This window comes from Streptomyces sp. TSRI0281, from assembly GCF_001905125.1.
In the GTDB taxonomy this organism is placed as follows: Bacteria; Actinomycetota; Actinomycetes; order Streptomycetales; family Streptomycetaceae; genus Streptomyces.
In genome coordinates, this window is record NZ_LWLE01000016.1 from 77,468 (window position 1) to 104,018 (window position 26,551).

Annotated in this window: 25 protein-coding genes and 3 pseudogenes; 13 read left to right on the top strand and 15 right to left on the bottom strand. The window is 69.3% G+C overall.

The features are described 5' to 3' along the window. Nucleotides 1–152: 152 nt before the first annotated feature. Nucleotides 153–305 carry a hypothetical protein gene (locus tag A6A29_RS45370; protein ID WP_158074447.1) on the top strand — a complete coding sequence of 51 codons (153 nt, stop codon included), beginning with the start codon at nt 153–155 and terminating at the stop codon, nt 303–305. A gap of 965 nt (nt 306–1,270) precedes the next feature. Here A6A29_RS45370 and A6A29_RS22845 read toward each other — a convergent pair. Then, nucleotides 1,271–1,477 carry a hydrophobin family protein gene (locus A6A29_RS22845; protein ID WP_073722415.1) on the bottom strand — a complete coding sequence of 69 codons (207 nt, stop codon included), beginning with the start codon at nt 1,475–1,477 and terminating at the stop codon, nt 1,271–1,273. A gap of 879 nt (nt 1,478–2,356) precedes the next feature. Between A6A29_RS22845 and A6A29_RS22850 the strand changes: the two genes are divergently transcribed. Then, complete coding sequence (locus A6A29_RS22850) at nt 2,357–3,742, top strand: NPCBM/NEW2 domain-containing protein (protein WP_073722416.1); 1,386 nt, start codon at nt 2,357–2,359, stop codon at nt 3,740–3,742. Between the two features lie 495 nt (nt 3,743–4,237). Here the strand turns inward: A6A29_RS22850 and A6A29_RS45375 are convergent, their stop codons facing one another. The 3 genes and pseudogenes from A6A29_RS45375 to A6A29_RS47590 all read right to left on the bottom strand — a co-directional run bounded on the left by A6A29_RS45375 (nt 4,238) and on the right by A6A29_RS47590 (nt 6,585). Continuing rightward, nucleotides 4,238–4,378 (bottom strand): hypothetical protein, encoded by a 141-nt coding sequence (locus A6A29_RS45375; protein WP_158074448.1) that lies wholly within the window; start codon nt 4,376–4,378, stop codon nt 4,238–4,240. Nucleotides 4,379–4,579: 201 nt separating this feature from the next. Next, nucleotides 4,580–5,808 (bottom strand): annotated as a pseudogene (locus A6A29_RS22855) (IS110 family transposase). A gap of 648 nt (nt 5,809–6,456) precedes the next feature. Further along, on the bottom strand, nt 6,457–6,585 hold the full coding sequence (locus A6A29_RS47590) for a hypothetical protein (protein ID WP_274535822.1): 129 nt from the start codon (nt 6,583–6,585) through the stop codon (nt 6,457–6,459). A 365-nt stretch (nt 6,586–6,950) separates the two neighbouring features. Between A6A29_RS47590 and A6A29_RS22860 the strand changes: the two genes are divergently transcribed. Continuing rightward, on the top strand, nt 6,951–7,349 hold the full coding sequence (locus tag A6A29_RS22860) for an ASCH domain-containing protein (protein ID WP_073722417.1): 399 nt from the start codon (nt 6,951–6,953) through the stop codon (nt 7,347–7,349). Nucleotides 7,350–7,499: 150 nt separating this feature from the next. Further along, a pseudogene (locus tag A6A29_RS46810) lies at nt 7,500–7,676 on the top strand (MerR family transcriptional regulator); the annotation flags it as partial. Nucleotides 7,677–8,999: 1,323 nt separating this feature from the next. On the opposite strand, the gene A6A29_RS22870 reads toward A6A29_RS46810, so the two are convergent. After that, nucleotides 9,000–9,386: a hypothetical protein gene (locus tag A6A29_RS22870; RefSeq protein ID WP_143197044.1), complete on the bottom strand. Its 387-nt coding sequence runs from the start codon at nt 9,384–9,386 to the stop codon at nt 9,000–9,002. 285 nt (nt 9,387–9,671) lie between these two features. Here A6A29_RS22870 and A6A29_RS22875 point away from each other — a divergent pair, with 285 nt between their 5' ends. Further along, nucleotides 9,672–10,037: a hypothetical protein gene (locus A6A29_RS22875; RefSeq protein ID WP_073722419.1), complete on the top strand. Its 366-nt coding sequence runs from the start codon at nt 9,672–9,674 to the stop codon at nt 10,035–10,037. Here A6A29_RS22875 and A6A29_RS43260 read toward each other — a convergent pair. Continuing rightward, on the bottom strand, nt 10,024–10,392 hold the full coding sequence (locus A6A29_RS43260) for a transposase (RefSeq protein WP_158074449.1): 369 nt from the start codon (nt 10,390–10,392) through the stop codon (nt 10,024–10,026). The genes A6A29_RS22875 and A6A29_RS43260 overlap by 14 nt on opposite strands. A gap of 774 nt (nt 10,393–11,166) precedes the next feature. On the opposite strand from A6A29_RS43260, the gene A6A29_RS22890 reads away from it, so the two are divergent. Beyond that, complete coding sequence (locus A6A29_RS22890; protein ID WP_073722422.1) at nt 11,167–11,565, top strand: hypothetical protein; 399 nt, start codon at nt 11,167–11,169, stop codon at nt 11,563–11,565. A gap of 95 nt (nt 11,566–11,660) precedes the next feature. Here A6A29_RS22890 and A6A29_RS46815 read toward each other — a convergent pair. The 3 genes and pseudogenes from A6A29_RS46815 to A6A29_RS22900 form a co-directional block, all read right to left on the bottom strand. After that, nucleotides 11,661–12,107 (bottom strand): annotated as a pseudogene (locus tag A6A29_RS46815) (recombinase family protein); the annotation flags it as partial. Nucleotides 12,108–12,206: 99 nt separating this feature from the next. After that, complete coding sequence (locus tag A6A29_RS48150; protein ID WP_443333360.1) at nt 12,207–12,518, bottom strand: zinc finger domain-containing protein; 312 nt, start codon at nt 12,516–12,518, stop codon at nt 12,207–12,209. Next, nucleotides 12,515–13,546, bottom strand: coding sequence for an SAM-dependent methyltransferase (locus A6A29_RS22900; protein WP_073722423.1), 1,032 nt, complete (start codon nt 13,544–13,546; stop codon nt 12,515–12,517). Before A6A29_RS22900 ends, A6A29_RS48150 begins: the two co-directional genes overlap by 4 nt. Before the next feature lie 337 nt (nt 13,547–13,883). Here A6A29_RS22900 and A6A29_RS22905 point away from each other — a divergent pair, with 337 nt between their 5' ends. From A6A29_RS22905 to A6A29_RS22915, 3 genes are all read left to right on the top strand, one after another. Beyond that, a complete protein-coding gene (locus A6A29_RS22905; RefSeq protein WP_073722424.1) occupies nt 13,884–14,198 on the top strand; it encodes an acyl carrier protein in 315 nt (104 codons plus the stop codon). Between the two features lie 67 nt (nt 14,199–14,265). Next, nucleotides 14,266–15,285, top strand: a complete 1,020-nt coding sequence (locus tag A6A29_RS22910) for an acyl-ACP desaturase (protein ID WP_073722425.1) — start codon at nt 14,266–14,268, stop codon at nt 15,283–15,285. Next, entirely contained in the window at nt 15,282–16,511 is a 1,230-nt protein-coding gene (locus A6A29_RS22915; protein WP_073722426.1) for a beta-ketoacyl-[acyl-carrier-protein] synthase family protein, read from the top strand. Before A6A29_RS22910 ends, A6A29_RS22915 begins: the two co-directional genes overlap by 4 nt. Before the next feature lie 133 nt (nt 16,512–16,644). On the opposite strand, the gene A6A29_RS22920 is transcribed toward A6A29_RS22915, so the two are convergent. After that, entirely contained in the window at nt 16,645–18,468 is a 1,824-nt protein-coding gene (locus tag A6A29_RS22920) for an acyl-CoA dehydrogenase family protein (RefSeq protein ID WP_241838615.1), read from the bottom strand. Between the two features lie 192 nt (nt 18,469–18,660). Here A6A29_RS22920 and A6A29_RS22925 point away from each other — a divergent pair, with 192 nt between their 5' ends. After that, nucleotides 18,661–19,821, top strand: coding sequence for a hypothetical protein (locus A6A29_RS22925; RefSeq protein WP_143197045.1), 1,161 nt, complete (start codon nt 18,661–18,663; stop codon nt 19,819–19,821). Between the two features lie 68 nt (nt 19,822–19,889). Here A6A29_RS22925 and A6A29_RS22930 read toward each other — a convergent pair whose 3' ends face one another. Continuing rightward, entirely contained in the window at nt 19,890–20,894 is a 1,005-nt protein-coding gene (locus A6A29_RS22930; protein WP_073722428.1) for a terpene synthase family protein, read from the bottom strand. 849 nt (nt 20,895–21,743) lie between these two features. On the opposite strand from A6A29_RS22930, the gene A6A29_RS22935 reads away from it, so the two are divergent. From A6A29_RS22935 to A6A29_RS22945, 3 genes are all read left to right on the top strand, one after another. After that, a complete protein-coding gene (locus A6A29_RS22935) occupies nt 21,744–21,944 on the top strand; it encodes a hypothetical protein (RefSeq protein ID WP_073722429.1) in 201 nt (66 codons plus the stop codon). 199 nt (nt 21,945–22,143) lie between these two features. Next, nucleotides 22,144–22,485, top strand: coding sequence for a hypothetical protein (locus A6A29_RS22940; RefSeq protein WP_073722431.1), 342 nt, complete (start codon nt 22,144–22,146; stop codon nt 22,483–22,485). Nucleotides 22,486–22,764: 279 nt separating this feature from the next. Continuing rightward, complete coding sequence (locus tag A6A29_RS22945) at nt 22,765–23,313, top strand: GNAT family N-acetyltransferase (protein ID WP_073722433.1); 549 nt, start codon at nt 22,765–22,767, stop codon at nt 23,311–23,313. 154 nt (nt 23,314–23,467) lie between these two features. Here A6A29_RS22945 and A6A29_RS48155 read toward each other — a convergent pair whose 3' ends face one another. The 4 genes from A6A29_RS48155 to A6A29_RS22965 all read right to left on the bottom strand — a co-directional run bounded on the left by A6A29_RS48155 (nt 23,468) and on the right by A6A29_RS22965 (nt 26,514). Further along, complete coding sequence (locus tag A6A29_RS48155) at nt 23,468–23,911, bottom strand: TauD/TfdA family dioxygenase (protein ID WP_107468291.1); 444 nt, start codon at nt 23,909–23,911, stop codon at nt 23,468–23,470. A 339-nt stretch (nt 23,912–24,250) separates the two neighbouring features. After that, complete coding sequence (locus A6A29_RS22955; RefSeq protein ID WP_073722437.1) at nt 24,251–24,445, bottom strand: serine hydrolase; 195 nt, start codon at nt 24,443–24,445, stop codon at nt 24,251–24,253. Nucleotides 24,446–24,649: 204 nt separating this feature from the next. Next, the gene (locus tag A6A29_RS22960; RefSeq protein WP_073722439.1) at nt 24,650–25,753 is read right to left on the bottom strand and encodes a sensor histidine kinase; all 1,104 of its coding nucleotides are present in this window, start codon (nt 25,751–25,753) and stop codon (nt 24,650–24,652) included. Between the two features lie 65 nt (nt 25,754–25,818). Next, nucleotides 25,819–26,514, bottom strand: coding sequence for a response regulator (locus A6A29_RS22965; protein WP_385730436.1), 696 nt, complete (start codon nt 26,512–26,514; stop codon nt 25,819–25,821). Between the last annotated feature and the right edge of the window lie 37 nt (nt 26,515–26,551).

Sequence of the window (26,551 nt, forward strand, 5' to 3'; positions counted from 1 at the left end):
CGAGGATGTGACGGCACCTCCACAGGGGCGTCTGTTGGGTGCCGGGCAGATGGCGACCCGGCCGCCCACGGGGCCGGGCGACGGCGTGGGGAGGAACGCCGGGCGGGGAATGGGAGGCCATACGCCCGGTCCGCGGGCACTTCGGGCGGAAGATGACCGACGTCCGCTGGAACACCGCCGGGAACTGTCCGAAGGCGACCGGCCGATGGCACCCGGACCTGTTTGAGGAGTGCGAGGGCCGGGGGGCGGTCAACGCGGAGCAGCAGGCCGTGAAGCCGAACGGCTGCGCGCGGAAGGAGAGGTGAACACGGAGCCGGACGGGCAGCGGCGTTGGACCGGTCCGCCCGTCGTCGGCTCCGTGCTCGTCGGGTGCGGACACTGGCCCGTACCTCGTACTGCGTGTGGTGCAGCGTCCGGGCCGGCTCGGGCCTGGCACCATCCGGGTGAGCGCCTACAGCCATGCGTAGCCATTCGTAGGGCAGGAAGTTGCGCCCGCGCGGGCGACAAGACTGGATGGCGAGCATGAGGCCGCATCCGACGGCCCGTCACCGAAGGAATCCGATGCGCATCCGCACGGCAGCAACAGCCCTCGTCCTGGCCACCATGGGCATTCTCGGCACAACCATCACCACCGCCACCGCCGACGAGATTGAAGTGACCACCGCCAACGGCTACGAGGAGTCGTCCATGCGGATGTGTGGCAACGGCGTTCTGGGCGTCCCTATGAACCTGCTGCCGGATTCCGAACAGCCCGTCAGCGACTGGACAGGTAAAGCCCACAGACACACGTCGTCCCCGGCTCGGGCCGGTCCGGACAGGGCGGGGACTGCACAGCACTCGTCGGCTACCGGCATGCGAGAGACGGCCGGTTATGTGCGGTGCAGCCCCCGCGCTCTGCCTCACGATCACTGCGGCCGCCCCCGAGAGGGTGGTGCTGCGGTCTGAACCGCCGGCGGTGAGTGTCCACAGAGCGCGAGACCCCGGGCGCCATCGTCCGGGGTCTCGCGGTGCACTGTGACTGCCGTAGCGGCCAGGGGTCCCGCGTCGGCGGGTCCGGTGCTGAGGGTGCGTAGCCCGGACGGCGTCGGCCAGGCGCTCGGCGGCGTGCACCGCTCGGGGCGCGGCGGGCGACAACTGCGGGTTGTCGAGGCGGGTCCTGCGCCCCAGCCGACGGCGGGTGGTCGCCGGGTGATTGTCGCCCCCGGGCCCGGTGCGGTTCTCGTACGTGTCCGAGTGCCCGCCCGCCGTCCGCCGTTGTGGGAGGGGACTCTCAGAGGGACAGGGACGTGGGGACGCAGCCGATGTTGACGAGTCCGTTGTTGGTGTTGCCCTGGCAGGTGACGGCGGTGCCTTCGCCGGGCCCGGGGCTGGTGTAGCTGCTCTCCAACTCGGTGTGGACGTCGGCGTGTGCGGCTCCGCCGAAGGCGATGGACAGGGCGGCAACCGCGGTGGCGCATGCCGCGAGGCGACTGGTCATCACAGGTGTTCCTCCTTCGGGCCGGCGGACCCTTTCGGTCTGTCGGCGTTACGGGCCGGGTGATCACGGCCCGGCGGGACAATGAGTCGGCGGAGCCCGGGATGCGACCCATGGGCCGAAGGTGGTCACCGGGCGGTTCTCGCCCCGGGGCCGGTCCGGTTCTCGCACGTGTACGTGTGACCGCGTGCTCCGTACGCCCGCGTCGGGCACCCGGATCGGGCGTCCGACGGGGGCCGTACCGGGTTTCCCAACAGGTCGCTCTTCAGGTTGCGTTCCGGATCGCTTTTCAGGCTCTCCAGCGGGTTGCGTGCACCGGGGTCCGGGATGCGGTGTACGCGCAGGCCGGGTGCCGGGTGCCGGGTGCCGGGTGCCGTGGGTCGGCGGGCGCCGGACGCCGGCACCTCTCCCCCACCGGAAGGAAGAGGCGCCTGTCCACCGTCCCGGCCGCGGTGGCCGTACGTCTCCGGGCGCCGCTGTACGTCACCGGGATGACGTACAGCGGTTGAGGACGACCGGGTCGGACAGGGTGTCGGCCGCCTGTTGGACCTAGACCTCCGGGAGGCTTTCCACGCCACCTTGGGGTGCCGGGCCGCCGTTGTCCGCCGACCGGCGGGCCGTACACCCGCATCACCGACGGTGGGTGGGGGCCCGGGGGCAGCGGCGGCTTTTTGGCCGACTCGTGCTGGACAGCAGCGCGAGTCGGCCAACCTCCTTTCTGGGGAGGGTGGTTGGCTCTACAGTGGCGGGGCTTTCCGCTGGTGGGCCACTGCGTCGGTGAAGCGTCTTTTGGGTCCGGACCGTGGTGGCAGAAGACACCGCGGCGGTGGGGGTGCGCACCAGCGGCTGACCGGGTCCGCGCCCCGTGAAGGGGGAGTACCAGTGACACACGGCCAGGACAGTGGGGACGGTGCTCTCTCGCGCCGGGAGGCACAGGAGAGGAAGGACCGGCTGAAGGCCGAGTTCGGCAGCCGGCTGCGGGTGCTGCTCGATCTGACGGGTCTGAGTTCGCGCGAGTTCGCCCTGCGCTATCCCGCGTACAAGGACTCCGCGATCCGCTTCACGTACCTGCCGGGCAAGAGCCTGCCGCCATGGGACTTTCTCCACGACCTGCTCACCGAGGTGTCCCGCCGCGCCGACGATCCGGCGGCCACGCAGCGCCGCACGGAGCTTTTCACCGCCTACCGCCAGGTCCTGGTCGACACCGGCGCCGACGTCCGCGGCAGCGACCAGAACTCCCTCCTGCTGCGCCTCCTGGACGGCGAGGAAGTGCTGCGACGGCTCGGTGCGGAGCTCGCGGAGGTCCGTGCGCGGGAGAACCAGCTCCGCCTGGACCTGGAGGAGGAGATCCGCCGGGCCCAGGCTTCGCCCGGTGTCGGCGGTCAGGACCGCCGGCACCAGCTGGAAGAGGAGACCCGGGCCCTGGCACAACGCCGGGACGCGCTCGTGCGCCGCCGCGGCGGCCTGATCACCGAGCTGGACGACTGCCGGGCGCGCCTGGCAGTCATCGAGGCGGCCGAGGGGTCCGGCGACCTGGTGCCGGTGGGATCCGGGGGTGGTGCCGGACTGCACCAGACGTCGGTGCTGCCCCCGCCTCCCGAGCTGCCCACGGTGTCGGAGCCGTCGAAATCCGGCGGCCGGCGCCCCCTCGTGCTGATCGGCGCTGCGGTCGCCGCGGTGCTTCTGGCGGGCGGCGGCGCCGTGGCCGGGATCTGGGCGACCGGTACGGAAGACGCGAACAACCGGGCCGCGTCGCCGAAACCCACCACCCCGTCGGCGTCGGCCACGCCTGGCACCACCGCATCCTCCACGCCCTCCCGCACGGCTTCCTCGGCCGGCGCGACGCCGGGTACGCCCGCGCCGGAGCAGCGCAGCTGGTCGCTGATCGAGGATCTGGTGCCGATGGACACCTACCCGGAGGGCACCAAGCGCTCGTTCACTGCTGGCGCCTTGACCGTCAATAATCGCGTATACCCCAAGACCCTGTACGCGTTCGAGGCCGAACGCACCTGGCAGCTCAGCCGCGAGTACTCGACGTTCACGGCCAGCGCCGGTGTCTCGGACAGCACGCCTTCCGGCGACGTCATCACCTTCACCGTGGAGGTCGACGGCGTCATCTTCAAAGAGTTCACGATGGCCCCCGGGGACACCGTGAAGAAGGTGACCATCGACGTCAGCGAAGCCTTCCGCGTCAAGCTCACCGCCCTGGAGTCCTTCAGCACCCATGAGGGCTACGGAGCGTGGATCGACCCCATCGTCACGAAGTAGCGGAGCCCCGGCGGTGTCCTGGCGGTCGACCAGGAGCACGACGTCGACCGGCCGGACCGGAAGTCCGGCACCGGTTGCTCAACAGGTCACGTTCCTGTTCGCCAAACGGGGGCGAGGAACAGGTTGCGTACCCCCGCGGTCCCGGTTCGTGTGTCCGCGCAGGCCGGGCGCCGTGGGTCAGCGGGCGCCGACACCTCCCCCCACCGGAGGGGGGAGGAGCTCTCCTCCGTCCCGGCGGGACGGCCGTGTACATCGTCCGCCGTGCTCCTGCGTACGGGTTCCGGCAGCAGGAGACCCCGGGCGTGGGGGCTCGGGGTCACCTGTGTGACATGACGTGACGTCTGTCCCGACCGGGTTCAACGACCGGCCAGGCCCGGTGTCACGCCCATTCGCCCCGGGTCCCGCGAGCAGGGGCTCCGTGCCCCGTGGGCGCCATACGTCCGGGCGGTGGCACCCGGGCGGCCCTGCGGGTGCCGCAGGGCAGCAGAGCATCCGTCAGGCCGCGTTCTCGTCCTCGTCCTGGGGCCACACGTCGTCCAGGAGGAGTTCGGCGCAGCTGCACGACTCGGGGTCGCCGAAGGTCGGGTACATGCAGTCCTCGTGGTGGTCCTGGTCGTCGTACACGGTCTCGATCACGCGGGTCCTCCTGGTGGGTGAAGCGGTGCGGTACTCCCGTACACCGCCCCGGTTCCCGAAGGCGGCGGATCCGGGCGGAGGACATCAGAGTTGAGGCCGGTGTGATTGGTGTGAGGCGCCGGAGGGTTCGCCGCACCGGACGGCGGCGACGGGTCCGGCTGCCCACAGACCCCTCTGCAGACACCTCAGGGTCCTAACTCGTCAAGCTGCCGCGGCAAGTCGGGCGGGGTAGGCGGTGGTTTCGTCAAACAAGGAGCCGTGCTGGAGGCAGTGGTAGAGCTGTCCGAGCATGCGGTTGAAAAGGTTGCGCTGGGCGGCGGCGTGCCAGTCTCCGTGGTCGTCGCGGCGGCGCCGGTAGTGGGCCTTGGCGCCGGGTGATGAAGTGAGGGCGGAGAAGGCCCAGAGGTAGCCGGCGTGGTTGAGCCGGTCGTTCTTGACCCAGCGGCGGGTGATGCTGGACTTCTTGCCGGAGGCCCTGGTGATGGGTGAGGCACCGGCGTATGCCTTCAGGCCGCGGGCGTCAGCGAACCGTGTTCGGTCGTCTCCGATCTCGGCAAGCACCCGGGCGCCGAGCTGGATGCCGAGGCCGGGGAAGCTGAGGATGATCTCAGCGTCCGGATGCTGAGGGAAAGCCTCTTCGACCGCCTCGGCGAGGCCATCGGCAGCGGTGCAGGCGGCTTCCAGCTGGACCAGGAGAGCGAGCATCTGCTTGCCGAGCGCATCTTCGACCAGCGGCGGCTGGTGAGTTCAGTCGGCGCGAAAGGCTTCGCGGAGCCGCTCGGCTTCAGCCTCGATGCCGCGCTTGCGGCCGGCCCGTTTCAGGGCCGCCTGGAGCTGGACGCGTGTCAGCCGCGCGGCCCGCGCCGGGGTCGGCGCGAGCTTCAGCACTTCGTGCGCCGCAGGGCGGCAGAGGCCGTTCTGCCACGGCTCGAAGGCGGCCAGAGCAGCTGGGTAGTACTCGCGGAGCAGGGAGCGAAGCTGGTTGGAGATCTGCTGGCGGTTCCAGGTCGCGTCCTGTTGAGCACGAGCCAGGACTGCGATCGCGCGGGCGAGGTCGCTGTCGTTCGGTAATGCCCGGTGGGCATGCATGTCGGTCCGCAGCACGTTGGCGAGGACCAGGGCGTCGCCCGGGTCGGACTTCTTGCGCGAGACGGAATCCGGTCGCGGTAGCGGGCGGCAGCCATCGGGTTGATCGCGAAGACCCGCCGTTTGCCGCTCCGCAGGACCGCCACCAGTAGGCCCCGGGACGTCTCGATCGCGACCGGGATCGGGGCCTCCTCGGTGTCGCCGTACTCGGCTAGCAGGTCAAGCGAGATTCTGTAGCCGGCCGCATCGTCCGTGATGTGCCGCTTGGCCAAGAGTTGGCCGCTGTCGTCGAGCAGGGCGACGTCGTGAGTGCGTTCCGCCCAGTCGATGCCGCAGCAGATCAAGATGCATCCCTCCCCTTGTTGCGTTTGTGCTGGTCACGAGCTCATGCGGAACCACACAGCGACCTAATCCAAGGACTCGGCCTCGTTGACCGGTCCGCCACCTCAGTAGCTGTTCGTGGCACCAGCTCGTCCCACGGGCCTCGGTCTATGCGGGAGCTCAGACGGCGCGGGCATGTTGAGAAGTCACCGTGCGACCGGCTCGCACTACGAACTCCAACGACTGATCGAGCAATTGGTGTTGACCCCCGGAGGCGCCGGACGCTGCCAGCCTGCAACTAGGCAAGATCGCCGTGAAGCTGATAGGCATCCGTCCGGCGCCCGCGGACGCCAACATCCCTCATCTCACCGTGGTGGGTTAACAAGGACGCCGGACGGTGCGCGATCTGCAGATGGGCACCAGGCCGGGTAAGTAGCAGGCATCCATCCGGCGCCCTTGCGGCCGCCACCCTCGGTATCGCGGTAGAGGCCGGAAGGCGCCGAGACGCGCTCGGTCTCACAAGAGTCCTCATTGGGAACGGGCTGTGAGTAGACGTCGTCTCGGCGCCCACCGGGCCTGCACCGCTTCGAACAGTCCGCTGGGTCACTCGTCCCTTCCGGACCGCCCTTACCTCCGGATTAGGTAAGTAGTAGGCGCCGCCAGCCCCGCACTCAGCGCCCCTTGTCCTCCAGGTCGGAGCACATTTCCGGGGTCCGACGCGCGAGCACCTCCACCTCGGCCTCCCGGCCCATGGGCCTGACCGGTACAACTGGCTGGGTGCGCACTTCGATCTGGCGCACCGCGCGGACCTTCCCGCCCTCGCCCAGCCCCGGACTGAGACATCTACCCCATGGGACACCTCAGCTGTTCCTAATCAACGGCCATTCTGTTCACCTCCGCCCGGCCGGGCGGCCCGATGCTCCTGCAGTCGCGGCGCGGCAGTGCGGACGCTGTCGTCTTTGACGCAAGGCGGTCACCTGTAGGACTGCTCCAGAGGGTGCGATCAGCATGGTCCGGACCGCGCTGACGTGCATGGCGTGGATGAGCACGTCATCGGCGGCATGCGCCAGTGAGAAGCCGTCTGAAGTTGAGGGGGGAAGGAATCATATGATCATGCGAATGCCCTCAGGGGCCGACAAACTGCTCTGAACGAGGTGGAGAGATCATGTGGCCGCGAGTCAACGGTATGCGCGCACTGGAACTGGGTACTCCCGGCGACATGCGGGCCGAGCTGAACTCTCTGGTCCTGGCCGGTAGTAAGACAGCCACGACCTGCCTGCTCGACGAGTACGCCGAAGAGGCCGAGGGGCTGGAGTACGTCGGTGAGCGGCAGGAGCTCCTGGACAACGACGGTCGATCGATCGCAACCCTTGAGTACACCGGCGTGGAGGTGAAGTCCTTCACGGAGGTGACGTGGCAGCACGCCGAGGCCGAGGGCGAGGGCGACGCGTCTCTTGAAGACTGGCGCGATGTGCACCGCCGCTTCTGGCACCGTTCGGGCACACCGGTCGAGGATCACACTGTTGTCGTCTGTCTGGCCTTCCGAGTTGTCGGGTGCTCCTGACCGAAAAAATCAACGGTCAGATGAGTACGGCGAGATAGCCCTTCAGCGGTGACGGCCGTGGAGCTCTCGCGGTACGGTGCGCGCGCGGGGTGAAGCCGAACGGAAAATCAACGTTCGCGTGGGCAGGCGGCAGCGCCGCTGCCATAGCGGGAGCAGCGACAGCGCCGCTGCTCCCGCTATCAGCTGCGCATCGCCGCCCGCGCCCGCGAACTCGTCGACCAGGGCACCGCCATCGAGTCGGCCTGCCGCATCGTCATCCTCGAAGACCAGCTTGAAGAAGCCCAGCGCATCAACGCCGAACACCACCGCAGTACCTCGAAGCCGTAGGCGCCGGCAGTGGCCTGAGAACCGCGGCCCCACCGGCAGAGTGCGGGCGTTGCCCAGGCGGTATTGCCGTGGGGCTGCTGTCAGATACTCGAGTCGTGCCCAGCGGACCGCCCGGCGGGCGGGAGACCCTGTCGTCCCGCGTCGCGCCGGGCGGCCTGGAGAGAAAGGGGCTGGGCGTTCCGTTCGAGGTGCGGGTGCGGGTGGCTCCCGGGGCGGGCGGTGTGACGGCGTTGTCCCGGGAGCCTCCGGGGCTGACGCCAAACAGGGACTGGGACCCGGACGCAGCCCGCCCATCCTCTGGTCCTTGGCGCGGGGTCGGGGCAGTGACGCGCGGGGGGACGGAAAGGGCGTCACCTCATCGGCCCGTGCCCCGGCGGCGACTTCGTCCGAAAGGGCGCTGCTGCGCAGGTGGGTGGGGTGGTTCTTCACTCAGATCATGGAGGACTTGATCTGGGTGATGTCGCTGGGACGCAGCGGGATCGCGTCGCCCGTGTGGAGCGGCTCGGGCTCACGGTGCTGCCACAGCCGGTAGAAGCGGCCCTCGACGTCGTTGAATCCGAGGTGCCGGTCACCGCGCGGGTTGCTCAGGTGGGCGGTGAAGGACAGATCGTTCGGGCCAGGCTGCCAGGGCTCTCCGGCTGGCTCAACACGTCCTCGTCCTGGGCGACATCTCGTCCTACAGTCCTGCCTCAGGCGATCTCTCCTCGTTCAGGTCCGCAACAACGCGTCCGGAGGCCGCGAAGTAGGACTGGTGCTGCCCGACACGTGGCGAACGTCGCGCGGGCGGGTGACCGCCGCCCGTGGCCCGCCGCGGGCACGGCGCAGCGTCTCATCCTCCCAGTGGGCCGGCTGAGAACCCGATCAGTCGGCGCCGGGCGTGGGACGGCGTCCCCGGCCGGTCCGGCCGAAGGAGGGCCTGGACCAACTGTGTGACCTCATGCCGGTAGCCGGGGTGCTTCCTTCATGAAGAATCCTGAGCTTCGAGACTCAGCCTTCACACCGATACCGGTGCTCGCTCCCCCGGGAGGGTCTGGGCCTCGGTTCCCTCGGGCCGCTGACGGCACAGATCGAGACCGCCGCCAGAGGTCGTTTTCTCGTTTCATACCCTGCCGAAAGCCGTTGATTTTATATCAATGGCAGATATCAGTCGGCTGGTTGCCTGCTACTGCTTGAGCCTGGGACCTTAATGAGAGGTGTATGCATTGCGCACGGGAGAAGGGCCGCTCTTTTGTGGGAGCGGCCCTCGTGCGTAGGCCGGGCCGTCGGCGGGACATGCCGGGCCTACGCACATCGAGTGACCTCGACGAGAAGACTTTGCGGCGCCTACAGAACGGCGATGGTGAAATTGCTGCTCGCGGGGTGGCCGTCCTTGAGCGTGATGACAGTGATGGCGTCCCGGCGGCTGTCGCACGCCCGGGTGGGCTCTCCGATGGTTGAGACGCTGGTGGTGCCAGGTCCGCCGTTGGCGAGGATCAGCGCGCTGGAGAGGTTGATGCCGGCGCTCGGATCGACGGTGACGCAGTACAGGCCTTCGGAGACCCGGTGGCTGTCGGTTACGTTCTTCTGCCTCTCCAGAGCACCATTGAAGTCGACCTCTGCGGCCGCCCTGGCGTTCGGGGCGATGATCTCGCCCGGCGCGGCGACGGCCTGGGGGATGAACACAGCAGACAGAGCAGCAGTTCCTGCAAGAACAGCAGCGAATCGACGCATGAGCTCACTCCTGGAATTGTTTCATAGCGCTGGTGCGCTCTACGGAGTTGATTATTCGCCAGTGAACTGAGCGGCACGTTGGTAGCGGGAATCGTTCACATATTCGCGAGGTCACTCGATTGATCTTGTGCCTGTCGGGGCGCCGACTGTCGGCGTCAGGTTGTTTCCCGCCGCTGACCGGGACGGTGATTCCGACCGCAGCTGCACCCCGGCCCGGCCTCGCCGGGCCGGGGTGCGCGCGGAGATGGTAATGGAACCACCGGACCGTTCGGCCGGCGCCCCAGCATGGCCAGCTCAGTCTGGATGTACGGCGTTGTCAGCAACATGTCCTCCACCTCCAGGATCGACTTCAACACCGACCTCTCCGATGTGGGGACCGTGGCCACCATCTTCACCGACAGCAACTACGGCGGCGACTGGCAGCACCTGCGGCCAGGCAGCTACAACCGCCTCGCCGACGCTGTTGTCGTCGGCGCTGTCGCCGTCGACGACAACACCCTCAGCTCTCTGCGCGTAGCCGCCGGATTCCGGTTCACTCGGTATCAGGACCCGAGCTTCGCCGGCCAGCAGTGGACCTTTACCGCGGACACCCCTTATGTCGGCGACGACGCCAACGATCAGGCATCCTCCATCGTCGTCACGCGGATCTGAGCGGCTTTGGTACGGTTCGTTGCTGATCCTTGGTGGCGGGTCTGTTGGAGGGGGAGTGCCTGGTCCACGGCGGTGACGATGGCTTCGAGGCTGGTGTGGGCTCGGCGGGGTGGTCCTCGTACTTCGCCGAGCGCCAGATGCGTTCGATGTCGTTGAGTTCGGGGCTGCGGGGCGGGAGGCAGAACAGCTTCACTCCGGTCTTCGCGAGCTGGTCGCGGCGGTCCTTGAGCGCTTTGGCCACGTGTGCGGAGGCGTTGTCCAGCACCACGGTGCAGGGCCGGGACCGGCGCCGAACGGGCAGGCGAGCACCGACACCGTCAAGGACAAGGCGTCGGCCCCAGCCGTGCGTGTCCATTCCCGGCTCCCTGAGCGACATCGGAGCGGGGATCGACGGCACTGCGTGGGGCGTCAACGCCGGCGGCAGCATCTACCGCTATACCGGGGACCAGCCCGGCTGACACATGTCTCCCCCGCACCGGGCCACCGACGACGTCCATATCCCCCAGCACGACACCCTCGTCTTCGGCAATCGCCGGGGCGCCCGGGTCGAGCTCGTTCCCGGCACGCGCCCGAAGCGGTCACCGAGTTTGCCGCCGAGGATCAGGCAGGCGAGCGGTCATACCGAGTTACCCCGGACCTGCCACCACTGGGCTGCGGACCCGCAGTCTCAGGACCATCCCGGCACCGCGTGCGTCAGCGCGACGACCTGGCGGGCCCCGTCGCGGGGCGGCCCGCCACGGCATCCTGACCGCCACGCGCATCCGCTGACGAGCACCGGCTGTGTGTGGCGGCTGCTGGCCATCGGGTGATGCTCCTGAGGTCGGGCGCTTCGTCTGGCGGGTGCGCGTTGCGGCTGGCCAGCATGGACGCGCGCCAGGCCCGGCATGCCTGGCGGTGCCGGTGTTCCGAGAGCGCATTGCGGATGCCCGTGGCGCTCCGTCGGCGGCGAGGCTGGGCGGTCGGTTCGCCCCGGCGTGCGCCGGTGAGTGAGCTGCTTCACGACCGAGCTTCCAGAGCCCCCTCGCGGGGCGGTTTCCCATGGAAAGTCCGTGATGAGGTTGAACACGCCAATAGCGTCGTTCGGGTCGCGGTCCAGGGAGGCCGTGGCGTTGACGTGAAGGGAAACTGCATGTTCAGCAGCGGAATGACCCGTGTCATGGCATGGACCGGCGCGGGGATCGGTGTGGTGGCAACCGTGCTGGCGGGGGTGGCCATCGCGGCTCCGGCCGCCAACAGCTCCCAGGCTCCGTACGTACAGGCCGGCGCGCTGGTCAACGCGGACGCCTCGATCGTGCACTCCAAGGGCGTCAAGTCGGTGACCGCCTCGGGCCACGTCTTCTGCGTCGAGATCGGCAACGAGGACGTCGACCTGTCCAGGGCCATCATCACTGCCACCCCCCGCGACACCGCGGGCTCCACCCTCCGGGTCATCCCGTCCAACTGCGCGGGCGGAAAGGGCATCACCGTCGCCACCTACAATCCCTCCGGCGGCGGAATGGCCAACGGGTTCTACATCGCGGTCCTTTGACCTGATCTCCGCACCAGAACCCGTGCGGCCCCGTTGCACGGCAACGGGGCCGCACGATGCGCGACGAGAAGCGGATCCGGTTCAGGCGGCGTCAGTCACGGGGTTGTGCTGGTCTTCTCGTCGTGCTGGCGGAGCATGCGCATGACGGTGGCCGGTGAGGGGCGGCGGTCCTTCTTCTTGCCGGTGGTGATGACGAGTCGGGCGGCCATGTCGCGCAGGCTCATGTCCTGGCCGCGCGGGTGGAGGGCCATGGACCGCACGTGGTCGTCGGCGACGGCTGTTCCGCCGGTGGTCCTGCCGCGTTTGCGAGCGGATTCGTGGCTTTCGAGGGTGCGGTCGCGGATGTACTCGCGTTTCATCCCGGACAGGGCCGCGAGCACGGTGAACACGATCCCTCCGGGGCCGTGGGAGCCCTGGCGTTCGCCGGTCAGGAACTCCAGGCCGACGTCGCTCGCCTTGAGGTCCCCGGCCAGGGCCGCCGGGTCGATGCCGCGGCCGAGCCGTTTGTGTTCGTGGACCACGAGGGTGACGCCGACCCCGGAGGCGCGCGCCTCGCGGGCAGGGCCGACCGCCTTGCCCGGCTCGGGCCGCTGGTGGCGCGGGTGGAGATCTTCTCGGCGAGCACCCGGGTCACACCCGCTTCAGCGAGGGAGCCGAGTGGGCAGTCCAGCGATCGGCGGGCGTTGGACGCCCGGGCGTACCCCAGGCATACGTGCCCCACGGGTTCGGCGCCGGCGGGCCGGGGCGGGTCGGTCCACGCGGAGCCCGGGCCGGCGCACGGCAGGTGTTGCCACCGCGAGGGCCTTGGCGAGTTGGGGCACCAGGCGGAGCCGGGCGGTGTGCTCCTGGATCGCGACCCTGGCCTTGGAGGTTCGGCACGGCGAGTCTGCCGGGGCCGCGCAGGAGGACATCGGGCAGTCGCACGCTTCCACGCGCGTGAAGTCGTCGCTCACACCCTGACCGTTTCATGGGTACGTTTCAATTGCGCTACGTCGGCACCGCCCCTCCGGAGTGCGCCGCGAAGCTCCCGCGATGGGTGAGACGGGAGGGGCTGCGTGACCTGTGGCCAGTTCGTATTTCGGGCGGGTAGGTGGAGGCGCTGGGGCCGTCGGCGCATGGTCATGCGGTAGAGCGTCACTTCTCCTCGCCGGAAGAGGATCTCGCAGGTTTTGAGATAGAGACGGTAGCGCTGATAGGTTTCCGGGCCCACCGCTTTCTCGGCTTGTTCCCGTGCGGCGAGGAGCCGCGTGGACCAGGCACGCAGGGTGCGGACGTAGTCCTGGGGGGCGCTGGTGAGGGCGGTAAGGGAGAAGAAGGCGTCGCATGCCGCCGCGATCTCTGTCAGGCGTGGCAGGGCCGAGGCGGGGAAGACGTCGCCGGCGAAGAACGCGCCGACCGGGCCGTCGGCGTCGATGCCGCCGTCGAAGGCGATGGTCTGCAGCGACAGCGTGCCGCCGGGGGCGAGCCAGCTGTGGCACGCGGCGAAGAAGCCGCTGTAAGCCTCTACGCGCTGCCCTGGGGTGAGGCCGGGGCCGGCGAAGGCTTCGAAGGCTTCGACCGAGACGATGGCGTCATAGACGGAGTCAGGGGTGTGAAACCGCCAGTCCTCAAGGCGTGCCTGAACCTGCGGCAGGGCAAGGGAGTTGACGTGGGCGAGCTGGGCGCGGCTGAGCGTCAGCCCGGTCATCTCGCCAGCGTGGTCCTCTTCCGCGGCGAGGGCGAGCAGGCCGCCCCATCCGCATCCGATGTCCAGCAGCCGGCCGCCCCGGGGGAGTGCCGCCTGGTCCAGGTGACGCCGCAGTTTGTTTCGTTGAGCTCGGGCCAGGGCCGCGACGTCACCGGGATCGGTATCACTGGTGATGCCGTCCCAGGCGGCGGCTGAGTAGGTCAAGGTGTCGTCGAGCCACAGTGAGTAGAAGTCGTTGCCGACGTCGTAGTGGAACTCGATGTCCTCGGCGCTCGCGCCCGTCGTCGTAGTCACGCTTTCCCTGTTCCTGGTGGTGGGTGAGAGGTCTCCGGCCGCGAGGGCTCCGCACGGCGGGCCGGGGGACGGGGCGCGTGCTGGGCTTCGCCCAGGGCGTGACGGCCGACGCCCGGACCCTCCGGGGCCCCTGGAACCTCGTAACCGTGTCAGCGGGCCGGGCAGGTGATCAAATCGCCTATCACCCACACGGAGCAGCGCGTGACCTCGCCCCGGCCCCGGGCCCTCGGCTGCCCGGCCACGGACGGGGCGGGGGTGGAGACGGGGCACGGCAGTGACTTTCCTGGCCGGGCGGGGTTGTCAGGCCACAGCCGCTTTCGAAGGTCAGAGAAGAGCCATGGCAGACATCACAGTGCAGGACTTCGACGAGGCCACACTGGCCGATCTGGTGCACGAGTACTTCCAGGTGCCGCGCGACCAGCTCCATGCGGTCGCGACACTCGACGAACTGGGCTTGGACTCCCTGGCCCTGATGGAACTGATGGTGGTCCTCGAAGAGCGAAGCGGAATGGAGCTCCTGGATCGGCTGAAGGACCTGTCGTTGGTGAGCACGCTGCGCGACGCGGCACAGGTGATCAAGGAAGCGGTCGATGCGTCCGCCCGCAAAGCCGTGGTCTCCCACCCGGCAGGGCTACCCAACCCAGCCGCGTGACGGCGAGAACACCCGCCCCCCGGCTTCCCCTCACGCGCCCGACCAGGAACGGCACCCCACCACAGCCATGACCAACCACCCCATCCCACCACCCCCCGTACGCGGCCACCTCGACCTGCTGCGCGAACTCGAACCGGCCGTCGCCCATCACCTCGACCGCCATCTCAAGGCAGCATCGGAGTGGTTTCCCCACCAGTACGTCCCCTGGAGCTCGGCCCACGACTTCGAGGGCCCCCTGGGCGGCGAACCCTGGAACAGCGGCCAGTCGCACCTGCCTCCCGCCGTACGGGACGCGCTGCTCGTCAACCTCCTCACCGAGGACAATCTGCCCAGCTACCACCACGAGATCGCCACCAGCTTCGGACGTGACAGCGCCTGGGGAACCTGGGTGCACCGCTGGACCGCCGAGGAAGGCCGCCACGCAGAAGCCCTGCGCGGCTACCTGCACGCCGTGCGCGGCCTGGACCCGGTGGAACTGGAGCGCGCCCGCATGGCACATGTCGGCGCCGGCTACCAGAGTCCCCACCCGTCCCTGGCCCACGGCCTCGCCTACGTCACCGTGCAGGAGCTGGCCACCCGCGAGGCGCACCGCAACACCGGCCACGCCTGCGACGAACCCCACGGCAGACGGCTGATGACCCGCATCGCCGCGGACGAGAACCTCCACATGGTCTTCTACCGGGCCTTGTGTGCCGACCTCCTCGACCTGGCCCCCGAAGAATTCACAACCGCGTTCGCCGACGTGGTCTGCGACTTCACGATGCCCGGCCACGGCATCCCCGGCTTCCAGGGACGGGCCGCGCGCATTGCCGCGGCCGGCATCTACGACCTCAGCGTTCACCACCACCATGTGCTCCTGCCGCTGCTGCGCACCCTGGGCGTCATGGAGCGAACCGGCCTGCGCCCCGAGGGGGAGGAGGCACTGGACCGTATCGGACGGCACCTGGAAGACCTGACCGACAAAGGAAAACGGCTCGCAAACCTCCAAGACCGGATGCGACAGCGCACACAACAGACCGCCCGATCAACAGGACTGGAAGCGCGCCCCCGCCCGGCCAGTGACAAAGAACTGGAAGTGCCCCGATGACAGGTCGCGGCGATGTCGTGGTCACCGGCCTAGGCCTGATCACCCCAGCCGGCCATGACGCCGACACCCTCTGGAAAACTATGTCCGCCGGACAGTCGCTGGCCCGGAGAGACCCCGACCTGGCAGGCCTGCCCGTCGACATCGCCTGCGCCGTCCCGGATCTCGACCCGGTCGCCGAACTCGGTATCCGCCTCGCCGGCCGGCTCGACCGCTTCGCACACCTGGGCCTGATTGCCGCACGCCGCGCCCTGCACGACGCCCACCTCGACCCCCGAACCGGACGCCCCCCACGCGTAGGCGTCGTCCTGGGAGTGGGGGCGAACAGCCTGCAGACCTACGTCAAGGAGTTCACCCGCCTCGGCGAAGGCCGGGCCACCAGCGTCTCCCCCCTGGGTCTGCCACGCAGTGTGCCCAACATGGTCGCCGGGGAGATCGCCATCGACACCGGGGCTTGCGGCCCGAACTTCACCGTCTCCAGCGCCTGCGCATCCGGCACCACCGCCATCGGCGTCGCCCGCGACCTCCTCCTGGGCGGCGCCTGCGACGTCGTCCTGACCGGCGGCGCCGAATCAGCCCGCTCACGCATGTCCGCCGCCAGCTTCGCGCAGATGCGGGCCCTGTCCACCCGCACCGAACACCCCGAAGGCGCCTGCCGGCCCTTCGACGCCGACCGCGACGGCTTCGTGCTCGGCGAGGGTGCAGCCGTCCTCGTCCTCGAACACCCCGACCACGCGCGAACCCGCGGCGTGACGATCCGCGCCCGGCTGGTCGGCTACGGAGCCTCGGCTGACGCCCACCACCCCACCTCACCCCACCCCCAAGGAGCGGGAAGCGAGCAAGCCATCCGGCAGGCCCTGGCCGACGCCGGCTGCACGGCCGCCGATGTCGGACACGTCAATGCCCACGGCACCGCCACCCGGGCCGGCGATGCCGCCGAGGCCCTGGCCCTGCTCCGCGTCTTCGACACAGCCCCGCCCCCGGTGACGGCGAACAAGAGCATCCTGGGCCACGCCCTGGGGGCCGCCGGCGCGATTGAGGCGGCACTGACCGTCCTGGCCCTGGAACGCCAGGAGATCCTCCCGACGGCCAACCTCACCCGCCAGGACGCCGGACGGGAAATGGACATCGTCACGACCCGCCCCCGGGCAGCTGCCATAGAGCTGGCCCTGTCCACATCCTGCGGATTCGGAGGACAGAACGCGGCCCTCCTGTTCGCCATCCCCTGAGTCAGGCACTCCCGCCCAATCGGCACGTCCCTTCAAGCAACGGGAAGCCGGTGGCGCCGCGCCCGCTCGGGGAGAGGCGGAAGGGGACAGCGCCCGGGCAAACCGCCCCGAGGACGGGCGGCCTCCCGGACACTCACGCCTGCCGGCGCCACGGGCGGTCCGCATCGTCGTAGGCCCCGATGTAGTCGGCTGCCGCCACCGGCATGCCCGCAAAGAACTCCTCCGGCACGGCGAACGCCTCCACCAGCGCGTCGGCCTGCTGTGCCAGTTCGGTCACCAGCCGCTCCACCAGCACCGGCACCTCATCGACCTGCTCACCGGTAATCAGCCCGTGACGCAGCAGGTCACCCCCGTGAGTTTCGACGGCGCGCAAGGTGAACAGCAGATGCACCCGACCCAGCAGCTCCCGCCCCGCACCGGCGGGAAGCCCGGCCACAGCACCGAAGAGCGCTTCGGCCGCCTGCCGGTGCGCATGCAGCTCCGCAGCACGCAGCGCCGGCCCCATCGCCCCGTTGCGCCGGGCCAGGGCCTGCGCCGGGGCCTTGCGCCTGCCCTCATACGCCCGGTCCAGCCAGATGCGCTCCACCGCGGCCAGCAACTCGTGCAGCCAGCTGGCGTCGCTCAGCGTGCGACCGGGCGAACCCGGCACCAGGTGCCCGGGACGGTGGCGTAGCAGGAGTTCCGCCGCGACCTGAGTCATGATCGCCTGATTGTCACCCTCGGCGGTGATCGCGCCCTCGGCGGCCATGAGCTGCTGGACGATGCCGTTGCTGACCAGAAGGCCCTGGGCGCCGCAGCGTTCACGGATCTGGGCGCCCACCTCGCGCCCCCGCCACGTGATCCACGCCTTGGCCGCCGACACGAACAGCTCAGCGTCCACTGCGCCGGGCCCGCTGTGATCCCCCAGACGCCGGGCGGCCTCGCGGTAAAGCATGTTCATCGCGTACACCGTCGCGATCGCCTCGACCAGAGGCCCATGATGGCTGCGCAACGCGAACACCGGCAGCCGTGAGGACTCCGTCAGCCCGGTGATGTGCCGCCTACGGCCGTAGCGGACAGCCAACACCAGCCCGGCTCGCGCGGTCCCCACCGTGCCGGCGCTCAGACAGATCCGCCCACTCGTGACCCGTCCGATCGACGTCAGCAGGCGACGACGCCGCTCGGGCACATCGCTGCGAAACTCACCCTGCTCACTGATCCTGCCGTGCGGGCCGGCCAGCATCGCCTCCCGCCCCACCCGCACCCCGTCAAACCAGGTCAGGCTGTGATCGAGCGGACTTCCCAGCCGTGCGGGCAGCCGCCGCACCCCAACACCGGGAAGGACACCGGCCGCGTCGGTGAGGGGCACCACAAAGAGAAAGACCCCCTGGTCGGCGCCGTCCACGATCAGACGCGCACCCACCAGACCCGTCTTCGCCCCGCCGACCGGGCTGGTATTGGGCATGAACTTCTGCGCCCCCGCGCTCGGGGTACGCAGAACGAAACTGTCCGTCCCGCGGTCGTAGACCGCGGTCGTCTCCACTGCGGCCGCATCGTTGCCGTGCGCCACCTCCGTCAGCAGGAACGTGCCCACCCGCCGCACCGAGGTGAAGTCGCCCACCTCCCGCATCCAGGTCCCGTCCGGCCCCAGGAGGCTGCCCAGGAACAGGTTGTAATGAATGGTGGTCACCGCTGCCAGCGTCGGATCGACGAACGACAGCCACTCATGCAGACAGGCCAGCCGCACCGGATCCCGCACCAGTTCCAGCGGGTCGCCGACAACATCACCCAGCAGCCGCAGCCGCTCATACACCCACCGCAGATGCTCCTCGGCCGATGGGCACGCAGGACGCCGGAACGCCTCACCGGACAACAACCGCCGCCACGGCTCATGCCAGCCCCCTCGGCCCTCGAACACCGCACGCCGAAGAACCTCCGACACATCCACCACCGGGACCACACCTGCCAACATGCTCATGCCCGCCCAACGAAGCCCACCTTCACATGGACACGCACAGCCCCCGCCACCCGAACCGGGCCCGGCACGTCCACAGTGCACGAAGGACACGCACGGTGAACCGAGCGGTTGAACCTTGGGCTACCTGGGCACGGCACGATGACGAAGCAGGCGATCAGACGCAGGCATTGGGAGAACCGGGGGAGTCGTGACGTGTCCGTGCACGAGAGGGAGCCATCACGGCAGATATCGGAGTTCTTACGGCTCGCTGCCGGGCGCGCCGCCGCCTACCTGAGCCGGTCCGTCGGGGACGGTGGGGTGCCGTCGGCAGAACTGTCACTCGATCCAGGGTTCGGGGAGAGCTTCTCCAGTGCCCGTGCGCGTGGAGTGCTGCGGGATCGTTTCGGCATCGACTCCGGCTTCGACCTGGCCGGTGAGGCGTTCTCGGCCATGGTGACTCTCATGCTCCAGCCGCTGCCCCAAGACTGTGCGGGCAAGGGGCTGGTGGCCCAGTTGGGCTCCCAGATTGAGGCGGTCCGATGGCGCCGGCGATACCGTTTCTTCCCCCACCGCAACGGCTTCCCGGCAGACACCGACTGCACAGGCATGGCGGTTGGCGCCTTGCACAGGCAGGGGCTGCTCTCTGCCGCAGACCTCGATGGATACGTACGTGACCTTCTCCGGGCCGCCGCCCCGACCGGCATAACCCCCGCCCACCGCCCCGGCGACGACGCGGCCCTCGTCCCGGGGGTTCCCCTCGTCTACTGGGAGGACGACGCCGAACCCGGCACCGGGCGCCGCGGGCGCAAACACGATGCGGTGGCCTGCGCGAACGCCCTCTACACTGTCCAGCTCTGCGAAAGCCGGGCCGCGGAGGCCGCGGAGTTCACCGACGCCTCGCACCGGTACCTCGCCGACCATCTGCTCTCCGGCCGCTACCTGGCCGGCACCCGCTACTACCCCTCCCCGGACGCATTCCGCTACGCCCTCTCCCGGCTCTGCGCACGATTCCCCACAAGTGCACGAGTGCTGTCCGACCCCCTGCACCGGGCATTCAGCGAACGTGAGGCGACCACCTCCGCCAGCACACCACCCGGTGATCCGGACAACGTCCTGGACGTGGCCCTCAGGACGCTGACCGCCGACAACCTCTCCCGCTCGGCCGGCCAGGCCGAACGAAGGCTGCTGCTCGCGCAGACACAGCGACGAGACGGTTCGTGGCCCGCCTGCCCCTACTACCGGATGGGCCGCTTCCCCGTCTACTTCGGGTCCCCCTACCTCACCACCGTCTTCGCGCTGAAAGCCCTCCAGACGCGCGAGAACTCCAGCCCCGACCATCAGGGCCGCCTGCCCGTCCATGAAGTCGCCCCCTGAAGCAGCCCAGCCTCCGTGTGAGGGGTTCAAAGCCGGGTCGGGTTCCAAGCCCGGGACAGGGAGGGCGGCTAGAAGAGCTGGTGGGGCGCGGTGGCTTCGCGGGAGTGACTCGTTGCAGCGGCGGTGTACCGGCGGGCCTGGTAGTGGTAATCGAAGCAGCCACGGACGAACTTCGCATAGCCGGCGGCGCAGTCCAGCGCGTCCGCGCCGTCTTGGCCGGTGATCGCGGCCGCGTCGAGTTGGACGGCGAGATCGCGCTCGGCGTCGAGTATGCGCTGGGCGCATTCGGCGATCAGGCCGTTGACCTCGTCCACGGCTTCCTGGAGCGGTGAGCCGTCGTGGTGCTGGACCAGGAGGACCGCGTTGTGGAAGGCCCCCGCATTCTTGTCCCGTTCCAGGGACCACAGGTCGTTGTGGAGCCCCACGTACCCGGCCGCGGCTTCCCGCAGTTCGCGAAAACTGGAGAAGTGCCGCACCGTCTCCGGGAGATCGACGCCCACCGCGATTTCGACCAGGTCGAGCCATGTGTACGCGGCGACGGAGACGCAACGTTGCCGCCGATACGCCGCCAGCGTCGGGACCCGCTCGGCCAGCTGGTCGACGAGCCCCTCGTAGTACGACCACAGGTAGGCCCTGATGTCGTCGCGGAGCATACGGCACCAGGCCGGTGACCTGCCCTCCACAAGGCGCTCCCACGTGCCGGCGAACGCCCGCGCCGATGCCGAGCCGCCGACTGGGGCTCCGTCGAGGACCGGGAGGAACGTGGCGAGGGCGCGCGCGCAGCGGGCGGGGTCCTGGCCGTCGGGGCCGTCGTCGAACTCGTCGTCGATGACGAAAGTCCACGTCGCCCACTGCACGAGCAGCTCCAGTGCATCCGGCGCGGCGTCTGGGTAGGCCAGCGCGGTGACCAGCGGGATCCGGGTGCGCTCAAGGGAGCGCCGCGACTGCGCGGAGCGGCAGATGGCGGACTCGTCGAGCCACGCATCGAGCGAGGTCTGCGCTCGTGCGAGATGGGGATTCGGCTCGTGCGCGGGAAAAGGAAGACGGACCTCCGGCATGCGGATGCCGTCCATCCGGGAAGGGAACGGCCCGTCAGCCGCTCCGCTGAGCAAAGCCGTGTCCACAGCTGTCTCGTCCCTCACCGATCATCCCCTCCCAAGGCCCCTCGGCCAGCGTACGGTGGCCAGATTGCCCGCGACCCGCGATCTGGACGGCCGCCAGCGACTTCCCCGGACGACCGGACCACTTCCCCGGGTAACTTTCGAACAGCACATGGGCCTGGATGCCGGGCAGGGTCCCGCCGGCCACGGTGTCGGCGAGGGCAGCGAGGCCCTGGTAGTGGCGGATGGGGCTGGGGCGGCGGGCTGCTGCGGGTCCGTCTCACCCGGGGCGGCCGCCGTACGCCGGGAGCGCCGGCGGATGACGTCGGGCAGGCTGCCCGGTCTGACGGCGTGCTCACGGAATCTGTCAACTTCCGTAGAGCCGAAGGCCGCGGCAGTACCACTGGAGCGCTAAGACGCGCGGGGGCCCGAGCTGCCCGGCTCCGCCGGCTGAGGAAGGGGTGACTGGGAGGATTCCTGGGGGGCCTCCCCGAAGCAGACACAAACAGTGTGGTCCGGGCCCAGGCAGGTGCCGCTCTCCGCGCCTTTCAGCTGGCACGCGAAATTGCATGCACCCTCGTCGGGGCACAGGGTTCCGGGAGCGCAGCGCGGAGCGTTCGATTGCGGGGACGCCGAGGCTCCGGTGGCTCCGCCGAGGGCCAGGACGATCGTGAGAGCGGCGACGGCTATGCGGACTCGCATGGGCTTTCCTCCTGATGGGGGTTGAATTCGTAGGCCAATCTCAGCGGGTTCGGGGTGCGGGTGCGCGCGGGACTGCTCCGTCCGTGGCCCACGGGCTTCGGCGTAGTCCCGTGATACCTGGTGTGTGATCGTCTGAGGCCGAGCCAGTGCGAGGGGCAGCTGACGCCCAGCCGGGGCGCCGTCGCCGGCAGGCACTGCCTTCTCGGGGCGACGGTCGGGGAATCCTGGTTCTGGCTCTCCCCCACCGGCTTCACGCTCCTGACCGCCCTCTACGCGGTGAAGGGCCTGCGCCTGTTCCGCGCCCGCCGCCCCGCAGCCTGACCCGCACGAAGCGCCCCAGCTGGACACTCATGCCGTCGCCCACTCCACTTCACCCCGAGTGCGGCCAGCTGCTCTGCTGCTCCGGGCTCAGCCCAGCGGGCCTTTGAGCCCGGGATGGCCCGGCATGCGACCGGGATTGGGCTGTTGCTTGCCGACAGTTTTGTGTTCTCGTGTTCGGGTGGTGGGGGACGATGTCTCTGTGATCAACGGGAATGTCTCTTTATGTCTGGCGGCGGGGCGTGGCCGTCGTGTTGCTCAGCTCGGTGACGCGGCGGCGGAGTGGGGCAGACAGGTGCCGGAGGATCCGGGTATTACCGAGCTGGCCGATCTCTTCGAAGCGGCTGCCTCTGCTGTTCCTGCTCGGCCCGGCGGGCCAGGGAACGTCGACAGGGCCTTTCTGGCCGGTGTGGTGGAGGATTTGAGGGCGGCTGCCCGGCTCGGCGGCCTGCTTCCCGCAGTAACCGTGTGGCACTTGCACCGCGCCATGGAACAGGAACGCGCCTTGCGCCAACACCTGCACCCCGGGGCGCCGGCGGGATGAGTGGAGGGTGCGCCGCCCGCCTCGATTCCCTCGATGCCGCCCGGCGCCTCGACGCTCTGAACCGCCGGCCGTGAGCGTCCAACACAGCAAGAGACCCCGGACGCTACGTCCCGGGGTCCCGCGGTGCACTGTGACGTGTCCGGCAAGGTTCAACGACCGGCCACGGCCCGGTGTCACGCCCATTCCGCCCCGAGCTCTCCGCGAGCACGTCGAGCGGCCATGTCCGCCGGGGCCGTAAAGCGGTGGACAGTTTTCCGGTGCTGGGCGAGCATCTCCGCGATGAACAACGAACCATTCTCCGTCCGTAAACGTGTCCGCTTCGTCGAGCTCAGCGCGAAGGCGCTGCGGGCGCTTGCCGACGGCGATCTTGCCGCCGGCAGCGCCGAGGCCGGGGTCGCCCTTGACGAGCACTTCGTCTGCGACCGGGCCCGCTGGATTTTCGGATATCGCGCGGACCAGCTCGCCGGGGACCCGTCTGTCGCGCCCTGGATCACGCGGGCCGCGGTGTCCGAGCCGGACGGGGCCGTCGTCGGTGACGCTGGGTTCCATGGGCCGCCGGACGAGGTCGGCATGGTCGAGGTGGGCTTCACCGTCGTGCCCGGGTATCGCCGCCAGGGCTATGCCCGCGCCATGCTGACGGCGCTGCTCGTCAGGGCCGCCGCCGAACCCGGTGTCAGGACCGTGCGGGCCCGTATCAGGTCCGACAACAGCGCCTCCCTGGCCACCATCACGGGCTTCGGTTTCACACCCGTCGGCGAGCAGGGGAACGAGCGCGACGGGCTCACGATCGTCTTCGAGGTCCCAGCAGACGTTGTTCAGGCCGAGTAGCGCTGCGGCCCAGGCGGCCATGGTGAGCGTCCGAATGGGCCGTGACATGAGACGGGCCGCACGGGTTGGGCGAGTTGTGAAGCCGACCTGGGCCCGAGCGGCCTGTTCCCATCCTGCCCTGACCGGCGTCTCACGCACACATATCGACGAGTAGCTACCAGAGCCTGCCAATGTGTGGGAAGCCGCGCGGCAGTCCGCGCTCCGCGAGGCCCGGGGCGGGAGCACCGGCTGGCGGAGGGTGTCGGCCGAAAGCCCAAGCCGGTCTTCCTCTGATTCCGTGAGGCAGCTCGCCGGTGCCGGCAGGGCTATCAGGTGACCGGTCGGAGCACCGACACGCCCACCGCCGGGCCCGCCGCGCGGGCCGGCCGGTGTGGGTGCGTCGTGGGTCTCGCTTCGGCCCTTCCCCGTCCGACCGCGGGCCGGGAAGCGTGCCCCGCTCCGGTTCTGCGAGCCAGTAGCGCGTGAGGTGCCGATGCGGATCACTGTAGGCGGACCGTCCGTGGACGAGACGCTGATTGTCCCAGAGCAGGATCGCACCCTCGGCAAACAGGATGGAGGTCTTGTTCAGACGAAAGAACTCCACGATCTGATCGGCCAGTTCGGCCTCTTACACGCCCAGTGCCCCCGATCGGGAACTCTCCTCGTCGACCACCGGGGCATACGACCCCGTCCTGAGCAAGTTGTAGCTCATGCGGATGATCGAGCGCCCGGCCGTGGAGTCGACGACGGGACGACGGATACTGGAACCGCCGAGCTCCTCGTGGTCGTAGGAAAGCCACTCGCGCGCACATCGTGCAGCGAGAGACCTCGTCCAGAGACGCGGTGAAGGTGCGCAGACCGGCCAGTTCCGTATGCCCACCGCCGCACGCCGCCTGGACACGACAATGAAGCACCACCTGTCGAGGAGGCACCCGACACCCTGCACCGTCCTGTCAGGTCAGTGTCGATGGAGTGTTGTGAGGGCGGTGTAGGCGGGCTGGAGGATTTTGCTGCCGCGGCGGTACTTGGTGTTGGACAGGGCGAGCAGGGCGCTGCGGTGCTGGGGGTTGAGGCCGATGAAGGCGTGGAAGCCGCAAGTGGCGCCGGAGTGGTGGTACAGGAGAGTGCCGTCGGGCGGGGGCGGATGTTCCATATGAGTGCCAGGCCGCGGCCGCCCCGGTGAGGGAGCTGCAGCCGGGGCTGAAGGACGTCACCAAGGAGGGAAGCCGAACAGCAGCGCGGGACGACCGTCACCCCCGCGATCAGTGGAATGTTCCAATGCGGCTACTTGCGTTCGGTCAATTCGCGCCAATTTACCGAAAAGGCACTCTGTTGCCGCCGTTCTCGGTCGCGGTGCCTATTCCGCCTGGCGCGGCAGCCGCAGACGTAGCTCGTAGCCGCCGTCGGCGGTGGGGCCCGATTCGAGCGTGCCGCGCAGGATATCGGCTCGCTCGCGCAGACCCATGAGTCCGTGGTGCGAGCCGGGCAGAGGGAGCGCTGGCCGGGGCGCGGAGGTATTGGTCACGGTGACGCCGAGGCCGTCCTGGTCGTGCCACAGCAGGATGGCCGCCGTGGCGCCAGGGGCATGTTTGCGGACGTTGGTGAGGGCTTCCTGGACGGTTCGGTAGAGGGTGCGCTGAACCGTGGCGGGGAGGCCGGCGGGAAGGCCGCCCTCCAGACAGGCCTCGATGCCGCTGCCTTCGACCAGCCGGTGCAGGTCGGCCAGGGTGGGCTGCGGGGTGAGCTCGGTGACGGTGCCGCCGGAGAGCCGCAGCAGAGTCACCATGTGCCGCAGTTCGTCCAAGGTGCTGACGCTCAGCTCCCGGATCGTTCGCGCGGCCTCCTGCGCTTGCCTCTCCCTGGCGGACACTTGCAGTGCACCCGCCCGTACGGCGATGAGACTTACCTGGTGGGAGACCACATCGTGCATCTCGCGGGAGAGCTGAGCCCGCTCGCGCGCGAGCACCTGCTCGGCGTGCAGGCGGCGCTCGTGGTCTCGGGACTCCTCGACTTCGGCCAGACGCAGGGCGACGTCTCCGCGGGCCTGGACGAGCTGGCCCAGGAAGACGGGGGCGGCGGCCGTGGCAAGCAGATAGACGAAGTCGACGAACGTCCGGGCCGCGCCGTCCTCTGCGTATTCGGCCAGCGGCCAGGGCGTGGCGTTGGCCGCGGCGGAGGCCAGAGCGCAGACGGTCAGCAGGAGCCGGCTACGCGCTCGCCCGGCCAGCGTGTAGAGGGTGACGAAGGGAATCAGCGTGAGTGAGAAGAACAGGGTGGCGGGCAGGCCCAGCACGAACAGAGCCGGTGGGTAGCGCCGTCGAACGACGAGGGCGGAGCACGCGAGCGCACCGTATGCCACCTCCAGGGGGCTGCCGCCATCCAAGTTGAACCACAGATCAAGGGCTGCGAGACAGACGAGCGCGGCGTCGGTCAACGGCGCGGGTACGCGAAGCGAACGCATCGCTCGCACTCGGGCAGGCCGTCTGCCCTTGGGCAGGAGAACCCGTGCAGCTCCTGCCGTCCGTCTCACCGGCGAGGTCCGGGCAGAGGCCCTTGCACGGACCTCCGCCAGGCCGACCCGGCACGCAGAAGTCCGGCCCGCTGAGCAAGCAGCGCCGCCTGGACCCGTCCAGCCACTTGCAGCTTGGTCAGGATCGCGCTGACATGGTCCTTGACCGTGCTCGCGCTGAGGTGGACGCGGGCACCGATGTCGGCGTTCGACAGGCCTTCGGCGACCAGAAGGAGCACTTCGCGTTCGCGGTCGGTCAGCAGAAGCAGGCGCGGCATGTCTTCGTCGGTGCTGCTCTCCTTGGGCATTGCATGGACGATGGCGCTGGATGCTTTGGGGGAAAGTACGACGCCGCCCGCTGCGAGCGTGCGGACCAGCTGGCCGAGCTGCTCGGGTTCGGTGTCCTTGAGGATGAAGCCGGCTGCCCCGGAGCGCAGCGCTTTCATGACGTACTCGTCGGAATCGAACGTGGTCAGCATGGCGACTACTGGCGGTTCGGCCATGGAGCGGATCTCCCGCAGAACGGCGAGTCCATCGGTATCGGGCATGCGGATGTCGAGCAGGACGACATCTGGCCTCGCCCGGCGCATCGTGTCCACCGCCTGGCCACCACCGCAGGTGGCGACGACCTCGATGCCGCCTACCGCATTCAGGATGAGCTCGAACCCGGACCGGATCAGGGCTTCGTCGTCCACCACCAGTACCCGGATCACCTGTACCTCCTCTCGCTGCCGCTGCCGCTGCCGCTGC